Source organism: Kitasatospora sp. NPDC001527, from assembly GCF_040298605.1.
Classification (GTDB): Bacteria; Actinomycetota; Actinomycetes; order Streptomycetales; family Streptomycetaceae; genus Kitasatospora.
Map to the genome: position 1 here is coordinate 25789 of NZ_JBEPAM010000068.1, position 7922 is coordinate 33710.

Annotated in this window: 9 protein-coding genes; 7 read left to right on the forward strand and 2 right to left on the reverse strand. The window is 74.2% G+C overall.

Features of this window, described 5'->3' with window-relative positions; translation table 11 throughout:
* The first annotated feature begins 23 nt into the window (after positions 1–23).
* The 3 genes from ispG (at position 24) to ABT238_RS35635 (ending at position 2822) form a co-directional block, all read left to right on the forward strand.
* A complete protein-coding gene (gene ispG, locus ABT238_RS35625; RefSeq protein ID WP_350571600.1) occupies positions 24–1184 on the forward strand; it encodes a flavodoxin-dependent (E)-4-hydroxy-3-methylbut-2-enyl-diphosphate synthase in 1161 nt (386 codons plus the stop codon).
* Positions 1185–1339: 155 nt separating this feature from the next.
* On the forward strand, positions 1340–2215 hold the full coding sequence (locus ABT238_RS35630) for a GNAT family N-acetyltransferase (RefSeq protein WP_350571632.1): 876 nt from the start codon (positions 1340–1342) through the stop codon (positions 2213–2215).
* Between the two features lie 34 nt (positions 2216–2249).
* A complete protein-coding gene (locus ABT238_RS35635; RefSeq protein ID WP_350571598.1) occupies positions 2250–2822 on the forward strand; it encodes a GNAT family N-acetyltransferase in 573 nt (190 codons plus the stop codon).
* On the opposite strand, the gene ABT238_RS35640 is transcribed toward ABT238_RS35635, so the two are convergent.
* Entirely contained in the window at positions 2795–3697 is a 903-nt protein-coding gene (locus ABT238_RS35640) for an aminoglycoside phosphotransferase family protein (protein ID WP_350805046.1), read from the reverse strand. The two genes, ABT238_RS35635 and ABT238_RS35640, sit on opposite strands and share 28 nt — an antisense overlap.
* Positions 3698–4083: 386 nt before the next feature.
* Positions 4084–4497, reverse strand: coding sequence for a ferritin-like domain-containing protein (locus tag ABT238_RS38865; RefSeq protein WP_502891496.1), 414 nt, complete (start codon positions 4495–4497; stop codon positions 4084–4086).
* A gap of 804 nt (positions 4498–5301) precedes the next feature.
* Here ABT238_RS38865 and rimP point away from each other — a divergent pair.
* From rimP to ABT238_RS35665, 4 genes are all read left to right on the forward strand, one after another.
* Positions 5302–5823: a ribosome maturation factor RimP gene (gene rimP / locus ABT238_RS35650; protein WP_350571595.1), complete on the forward strand. Its 522-nt coding sequence runs from the start codon at positions 5302–5304 to the stop codon at positions 5821–5823.
* A gap of 57 nt (positions 5824–5880) precedes the next feature.
* Complete coding sequence (nusA, locus tag ABT238_RS35655) at positions 5881–6882, forward strand: transcription termination factor NusA (RefSeq protein WP_350571594.1); 1002 nt, start codon at positions 5881–5883, stop codon at positions 6880–6882.
* A gap of 128 nt (positions 6883–7010) precedes the next feature.
* Positions 7011–7256 carry a YlxR family protein gene (locus ABT238_RS35660; RefSeq protein WP_350571593.1) on the forward strand — a complete coding sequence of 82 codons (246 nt, stop codon included), beginning with the start codon at positions 7011–7013 and terminating at the stop codon, positions 7254–7256.
* A gap of 212 nt (positions 7257–7468) precedes the next feature.
* The coding region (locus ABT238_RS35665; RefSeq protein ID WP_502891495.1) for a translation initiation factor IF-2 N-terminal domain-containing protein at positions 7469–7922 on the forward strand (454 nt) is incomplete at its 3' end.

The following is a 7922-nucleotide window of genomic DNA, read 5'->3' on the forward strand; positions in this document are numbered from 1 at the left end:
CAACCCCGGGGAACCCTGCGCACATGACCGCGATCTCGCTCGGTATTCCGTCTCTGCCGCTCAAGCCGCTCGCCAAGCGCCGTGTCTCCCGCCAGATCATGGTCGGCAACGTGCCGGTCGGCGGCGACGCCCCCGTCTCGGTGCAGTCCATGACCACCACGGTGACCTCGGACATCAACGCCACCCTGCAGCAGATCGCGGAGCTGACCGCCTCGGGCTGCCAGATCGTGCGGGTCGCCGTCCCCTCCCAGGACGACGCCGACGCGCTGCCGATCATCGCGAAGAAGTCGCAGATCCCGGTGATCGCCGACATCCACTTCCAGCCGAAGTACGTCTTCGCGGCCATCGACGCCGGCTGCGCCGCCGTCCGCGTCAACCCGGGCAACATCAAGGCCTTCGACGACAAGGTCGGCGAGATCGCCAAGGCCGCCAAGGACGCCGGCGTGCCGATCCGGATCGGCGTCAACGCCGGCTCGCTCGACAAGCGCCTGCTGGAGAAGTACGGCCGGGCCACCCCCGAGGCGCTGGTCGAGTCCGCGCTCTGGGAGTGCTCGCTGTTCGAGGAGCACGACTTCCGCGACATCAAGATCTCGGTCAAGCACAACGACCCGGTCGTGATGATCAACGCCTACCGCCAGCTCGCCGCCGCCTGCGACTACCCGCTGCACCTCGGCGTCACCGAGGCCGGCCCCGCCTTCCAGGGCACCATCAAGTCCGCGGTCGCCTTCGGCGCGCTGCTCGCCGAGGGCATCGGCGACACCATCCGGGTCTCGCTCTCCGCCCCGCCGGCCGAGGAGATCAAGGTCGGCAACCAGATCCTGGAGTCGCTGGGCCTGCGCCAGCGCGGCCTGGAGATCGTCTCCTGCCCGTCCTGCGGCCGCGCCCAGGTCGACGTCTACAAGCTCGCCGAGGAGGTCACGGCCGGCCTGGAGGGCATGAACGTGCCGCTGCGCGTCGCGGTCATGGGCTGCGTCGTCAACGGCCCGGGCGAGGCCCGTGAGGCCGACCTCGGTGTCGCCTCCGGCAACGGCAAGGGCCAGATCTTCGTCAAGGGCGAGGTCATCAAGACCGTCCCGGAGTCCAGGATCGTGGAGACCCTGATCGAGGAGGCCTTCAAGATCGCCGAGCAGATGGAGGCCGAGGGCGTCGAGTCCGGCGCGCCGACCGTCACCGCCGGCGAGTGACCCACCCCGGTGCCGGGTAGGTCTGCGCAGTTCTTCCGGAAGCGGGGCCGTCCGTGCGCGGACGGCCCCGCGGCCGTAGCCGGGCGGGGCCACGGAGTAGGGTGCGGCCAGAGTCGTCTCAGTAAGGTGCTGTCTCGATGCTCGATCGAGGTGTGATGCTCCCCAGCTCGTTCCAGGCCGCCCGCGCCCTGGCGACCACCCGCGTGCTGGAACCGCCGGACCTCGCCGACGCCCTCGCCGTCCTCCACCGCGACCCGGTCGCCAACGCCTTCGTCGCCACCCGGGTGGAGGCCGTCGGCCTCGACCCCTGGCGGCTCGGCGGCGAGATGTGGGGCTGGTACGACGAGAACGGCGAACTCGACGCGCTCTGCTACGCCGGGGCCAACCTGGTGCTGGTGAACGCCGGTCCGCAGGCCGTCCAGGCCTTCGCCGAGCGGGCCCGGCGGCAGGGGCGCCGCTGCTCCTCCATCGTGGGCCCGGCCGGGCCCACCGCGGCGCTGTGGGCGCTGCTGGAACGCAGCTGGGGGCCGGCCCGGGAGGTGCGGGCGCACCAGCCGCTGCTCGCGACGAGCGTGCCGTCCGCCGAGATCGGGCCCGATCCGCTGGTGCGGCGGGTGCGGCGGGGCGAGATCGACACCCTGATGCCGGCCTGCGTGGCGATGTTCACCGAGGAGGTCGGGGTCTCGCCGCTGGCCGGCGACGGGGGGCTGCTCTACCAGGCCAGGGTGGCCGAACTCGTCTCCACCGGGCGCTCGTTCGCCCGGTTCGGGGAGGACGGGCAGGTCGTCTTCAAGGCGGAGATCGGGGCCGTCACGCAGGGAGCCTGCCAGATCCAGGGGGTCTGGGTGGCACCCGGGCACCGCGGGCAGGGCCTCTCCGAGACGGGGATGGCGGCCGTGCTGGACATCGCGCTGCGGGAGGTGGCGCCGGTGGTCTCGCTGTACGTCAACGACTACAACCTGCGAGCGCGGGCCGCGTACCGGCGGGTGGGGTTCCGGGAGGTCGGGGCGTTCATGAGCGTGCTCTTCTGAGGGGGCGGGGATCGGGTTGACCGGGGAGAGCAGGGTGGCCGGGCTGGTGATCGAGGCCATCGACCTCGCGGCGTGGGCTCCGCAGGCCCTCGACGTGCAGGCGGTGGCGTTCGGGCTCACGCCGGAGGAGGTCATGGTCCGGCTGCACATCGTCGGACGGCACGCCCAGCAGCCCGGGGTGATCGCGTTCGGGGCCTTCGACGGCCGGCGGCTGGTCGGGTTCGGGTACGGCATGCCCAACCACCGTGAGCACTGGTGGAGCACCGTGATCGAGCCCTACCTGGTGGCCCGGGGGCACGGGGACTGGCTGGACGGCGTCTTCGCGGTCACCGAACTGCACGTGCTGCCGGAGTTCCAGGGGCGGGGGGCCGGCTCGGCGCTGATCCGCGCGCTCACCGCGCGCTCCGGGCTGGACCGCAGCATCCTCTCCGCGATCGACGCCGAGACGCCGGCCCGGCGGCTCTACCGGGCGCTGGGCTACCGGGACCTCGCGCGGGCCGTGCACTTCCCGAACACGGAGCGGCGGTACGCGGTGATGGGGGCGACGCTGCCGCTGCGGGGGGCCGGCGGCGGCCCGGCTCAGAGCGCGCCGGCGAGTTCCAGGTAGAGCTCGGCCTCGGGGCGGCGGTTCGCGGCGAGGGCGGCCAGGGCCAGGTCGACGGCGCGCACCAGGGTCCAGCCGCGCAGCCGCTCGCGGTCGACGTCCAGGGCCTCGGCGAGCTGGTGCAGGCGGCGCCGGACGGCGGCGGGGAGACCGGGGGAGCCGACGAGGGTGTCCGCGCGGTCCAGGGCGAGGCGGGCCAGGTCGTAGGCGCGTTCGCCGGCCAGCGGGCGGGGGGCGATCGCCAGCCAGGGGGCGCGGTCGGCGGCGAGGACGTTGCCGTGGTGGAAGTCGCCGTGGAGGAGGAACCGCTCGGTGGCGGAGGCGGCGAGGGCGGTGGCGGTCTCCCGCGCCTCGGCGAGGAGGGGGGCGGCTTCGGGGAGGGCGGGGGCTTCGGGGGCCGGGACGGGGGCGGGCCCGGGGAAGCCGTGGTCCGGGGGGAGGGGGAGCCACAGGCGGTGGAGGAGGCTGGTGGCCTCCAGCATGGCCTTGGGTTCGGCGAGGGAACGGAGCGGGACCTCGCCGTGGAGGCGTTCCAGGAGCAGGACGCCGGAGCTCTCGGTGCGGTGGGCGTCGAGGAGCAGGACGGCGCCGCGACCGGCCCAGGCGGTGAGGGCCTCGGGCTCGTGGGCGGTCTCGGGGGTGCGGAGGGAGACCTTGAGGGCGGCGGGGCCGAGGTCGTCGTCGCGGTGGACGTAGGCGACGAGGCTGAGGGTGCCGCCGGGGTCCAGGACGCGGTCCAGGGTGAGGCCGAGGCGGGTGAGCTGGGCGGAGACGAGCGCGGGCAGGCCGGCGAGCCAGGCGGCGGCCTCGGCGGGGTGGGTGGCGGTGATGCTGCGGGTGAGCCAGTCGGGGACGGTGAAGGGTGCTGCTGCCGACATGCTGGCCTTCCGGTTGTGGGTCCCCCGTGGTGGTACGGGGTCCATTGTCGGCGGCGGCGTGGGTGTGTGCAGTGTGGGTGTGTGCGGCGCGGCTCTCGGGAGGGTGGGCGCGGGGTCGGCTCCGGGGGTGGCCGCTCCGGGGGCTGGATGATTTTCCGACTGCCGGTGGGGTGGAGGTGGGGTGCTCGCTGTTGGCAGTCCGAAAATCACCCGCGACGCCCCTCTCCGCGGCCACCCCCTACGCCGCCCCCTCCCGCAGCGCGTCCCTCTCGCCTGGTGGGGGGTCGGGAGGGGCGGGGGTGGGTGGGTGGGTGGGTGGGTGGGTGGGTGGCTTTTTTGCGGGCGCGGGGCTTTGCCCGCGCCCGCTTGGGGGTGAGGGGCGGGCGTCAGGGGGTGGGGGCGGGTGTCGGGGTGCTGGTGTCGGGGAGGCCGGGGAAGGCGGTGGGGGCGGCGCCCCAGTGGTGGGCGCGGAGGGCGCATTCGCGCAGGGCGTCGGCGGCGGCGGTGCGGTGGGGGGCGGGGACGGCGGCGACCAGGTCGGCGTAGACGGTGGTGAGGCGGGTTTCCAGGTGGGCGGCCAGGCGGGTGGCGGCGGGGGCGTCGGTGACCGGGAAGGGGAGCTGGTAGCCGGCGGCCGCGGCGGCGGGGGTGGCGCCGGTGGCGGCGAGGAGGCGCTGCCAGGCGTCGCGGCGGGACTGGTGGGCGGCCAGGGCGGTGCGGGCGTCGGTGCGCTGCTGGTCGTCGGGGAGGCGGGCGCCGACCACGCCGTAGCCGTAGATGGCGGCGTGTTCGGCGCTCAGGGCGTCCTGGAAGGGGGTGGCCGTCTCGCCGGGGGCGGTGGGGGTCGCGGTGGGGGCGGGGGAGGGGGCGGTGTCGCCGAGGGCGACCGCGTGCCGGACGCCGGCGGCGGAGACGGAGGCCAGCAGACGGGCCAGCTGGGGGGAGGCGGCGCCGAGGTCGGCGAGGCGGGACTGGGCGGTCTGGCGTTCGAGGGCGGCCAGGGCGGCCAGGGTGGGGGGAGGGGCGGTGGGTGCGGTGGTGGGGGTGGTGGCGGTCGTGGTGGTGGGCTGCAGGGCGGCGCGGTGCTGGGCGACCTCGGCGCGCAGGGGCTGGAGCTGCGGGGCCTGGGGGAGGAGGGCGTCGTAGCCGGCGAGGAGGGTGTCGGTGGCCGCGACGGCGCGCAGGCGGACCGGCTCGTCGGGGTCGGGCCGCCGGCGGTCGCCGCCCGGGGCGGTGGGGTCGGAGCCGTGCCCGCCGGTGCAGGCGGTGAGCGTGAGCAGCCCGAGGGTGAGGAAGGCGCGTCGGCTGGGCGGCTGCATGGGTGTCACTCCGGGGCGTGTACGGGAGGACGGCCTGCCCGCCTGCCCTCGATGGCGTGAATGATTACAGAATCCTTACGTCTGTGGGCGCGGATGAGTTCGTGCGGGAGGCGTGTGAGCTTGCTCGCACCGGATCGGGCGGGGCCGGGGCCGGAATCGGTGGTTGGGGGGTTCACCGGCTAGGCTTTGGGCCGAGCTGCCGCGACCCGGCCGCGCGCCGCACCGGCGCCGGGGGCGCGGGGCGACCTTCCGACAACAGCAGACGCGGCCGAGGAGTCCACCCGGATGAGCACCACCCACACCGACCGGCTGCGCGCGTTGCTGGAGCCGCTGGCCGCGCAGGCGGGCCTGGACCTGGAGGACGTCAAGGTCACCCAGGCGGGCAGCCGCCGTCAGGTGCAGATCGACGTGGACGCCGACGGCGGCGTGGACCTGGACACCATCGCCGAGTTCAGCCGGGTGGTCGGCGAGGCGCTGGACGAGTCGGACGTGATGGGCTCCGGGGCGTACGTCCTGGAGGTCGGCTCGCCGGGCGCGGAGCGTCCGCTGAGCGCGCCGCGGCACTGGATCCGCGCCGAGGGCCGGCTGGCCAAGGTCCACCTGGTCGACGGCGGGGAGATCGTCGCGCGGGTGCTGGAGGCGGACGAGGACGGCGCGCTGGTCGAGGTGCAGCCGGTGAAGGGCCGCGGCCGGCCCAAGGAGCGCCGTCTTGAGTACGGCGAGGTCGCCCGTGCGCGCGTCCAGGTGGAGTTCAACCGCAAGGACGACGAGCTGCTGCTCGACGAGGGGGACGACGGTGCGGAGTGAGGACCTGCGCACCAACCGCACCATGATGAACGTGACGAAAGACGAGGAGGCGTAGCCGTGGACATCGACATGAGTGCCCTGCGCGCGCTGGTCAGCGAGAAGAACATCCCCTTCGACCTCGTGGTCGAGTCGATCGAGTCGGCCCTCCTCACCGCGTACCACCGCACCGAGGGCTCGCGCCGTCGCGCCCGGGTCGAGCTGGACCGCCGGACCGGCCACGTGACGGTCTGGGCGACCGAGGACGCGTCGGAGCTGGACGAGGGCGTCGAGCCGAAGGAGTTCGACGACACCCCGAGCGGTTTCGGCCGGATCGCCTCCAGCATCGGCATGCAGGTCATGATGCAGCGGCTGCGTGACGCCGCCGACGACCAGACCTTCGGCGAGTACGCGGGCAAGGAGGGCGACATCGTCACCGGTGTCGTCCAGCAGGGCAACGACCCGAAGAACGTGCTGGTCGACATCGGCAAGCTGGAGGCCATCCTGCCGCCGCAGGAGCAGGTCCCGGGCGAGGACTACCGGCACGGCACCCGGCTGAAGTGCTATGTCGTGGCCGTGCGCCGCGGTGTGCGCGGGGCCTCGGTGACGCTCTCGCGCACCCACCCCAACCTGGTGAAGAAGCTGTTCGCGCTGGAGGTCCCGGAGATCGCGGACGGCAGCGTCGAGATCGCCGCGATCGCCCGTGAGGCCGGCCACCGGACCAAGATCGCGGTCTGGTCGCGCCGCCAGGGGCTGAACGCCAAGGGCGCCTGCATCGGTCCGATGGGCTCCCGGGTGCGCGCGGTGATGGGCGAGCTGCACGGCGAGAAGATCGACATCGTCGACTGGTCGGAGGACCCGCGCGAGATGGTCGCCGCCGCGCTGTCCCCCGCCCGGGTGACCAGCGTGGAGATCGTGGACGCCGTCCAGCGTTCCGCGCGGGTGATCGTGCCGGACTACCAGCTGTCGCTGGCGATCGGCAAGGAGGGGCAGAACGCCCGCCTCGCCGCCCGTCTGACCGGCTGGCGGATCGACATCCGGCCGGACACCGAGGGCGGCGAGCAGGAATCCGCGGCCCCGTAGTCGTTGTTGCCGGAACCGTCCCTGCCGTTCCCCCCGGGATCGGCGGGGCGGCGCCATGTCCCTTCGGAGGGGTAGACTTGCCTTCGTCTGGCCGGACGCATGTCCGAGCACGCCCGGAACGCACCTGCGTGGGCTGCCGCAAGCGCGCGGCCAAGCACCAGCTGTTGCGTGTCACGGCGGTCGAGGGCGTCTGCGTCCCTGATCCCCGTGGCGCACTGCCGGGCCGGGGCGCACACCTGCACCCCGAACCGGCCTGCCTCGACCTCGCGGTCCGCCGACGGGCGTTCCCCCGGGCCTTCCGGCTCCAGGGCGCGCTCGACACCGGGCGGCTCCGCGAGTACATCGAGCAGCGGGTGAGCGTCAGCTCCCCGTGACGGCCCGCCGCTCGCGCGGCGGAGAACCACCGCAACAAGCACGGCGCGCGGGCAGCCGTACGCCGTGCCACCAGTCAGGTACCTCGCGATGTGGAAGTAGGTCGAGATTGCGATGAGCACTCGATGAGTACGCGATGAGTACGCGATGGGTACGCCCATGAAGTAGCGACGGTCCGGCGGACGAGACCCCCGGACTCATAGACAGGAGTGAAGTGGCTAAGGTCCGGGTTTACGAACTCGCCAAGGAGCTTGGTTTGGAGAGCAAGGCCGTCATGGCCAAGCTCACCGAGCTGGGTGAGTTCGTCCGTTCGGCGTCCTCGACGATCGAGGCGCCGGTCGTACGCAAGTTGACTGACGCGCTTGGTGTGGCCCCCACCGGTGGTGGTTCCGCTGCCAAGCCGGGCCCGCGGAAGCCCGCGGCGCCCCAGCCCGCGGCCGGTTCGGCCGCGGGTGCACCCAAGCCGGGTGGCCCGACCCCGGGTCCGCGCCCGAGCGCGGCCCCTGGTCCCCGTCCCACCCCGGCCGCGGGTCCCGGGGCGCCCGCGCGCGGGGCCCCGGCCGCCCCCCCCGCCGCCGGGGGGGCCCCCCCCGGCGGCCCCCCCGCCCGTTCGTCCGTTCCACCGCGGGGGTCGGACCAGCGGGACCCGCCGGCCGCCCCGGCTCCCG

What these genes read in the sequence shown, in the direction of transcription:
- ispG (WP_350571600.1), top strand. Translation starts at nt 24, where the DNA reads ATGACCGCGATCTCGCTCGGTATTCCGTCTCTGCCGCTCAAGCCGCTC.
- ABT238_RS35630 (WP_350571632.1), top strand. Translation starts at nt 1,340, where the DNA reads ATGCTCCCCAGCTCGTTCCAGGCCGCCCGCGCCCTGGCGACCACCCGC.
- ABT238_RS35640 (WP_350805046.1), bottom strand. Translation starts at nt 3,697, where the DNA reads ATGTCGGCAGCAGCACCCTTCACCGTCCCCGACTGGCTCACCCGCAGC.
- rimP (WP_350571595.1), top strand. Translation starts at nt 5,302, where the DNA reads ATGAGCACCACCCACACCGACCGGCTGCGCGCGTTGCTGGAGCCGCTG.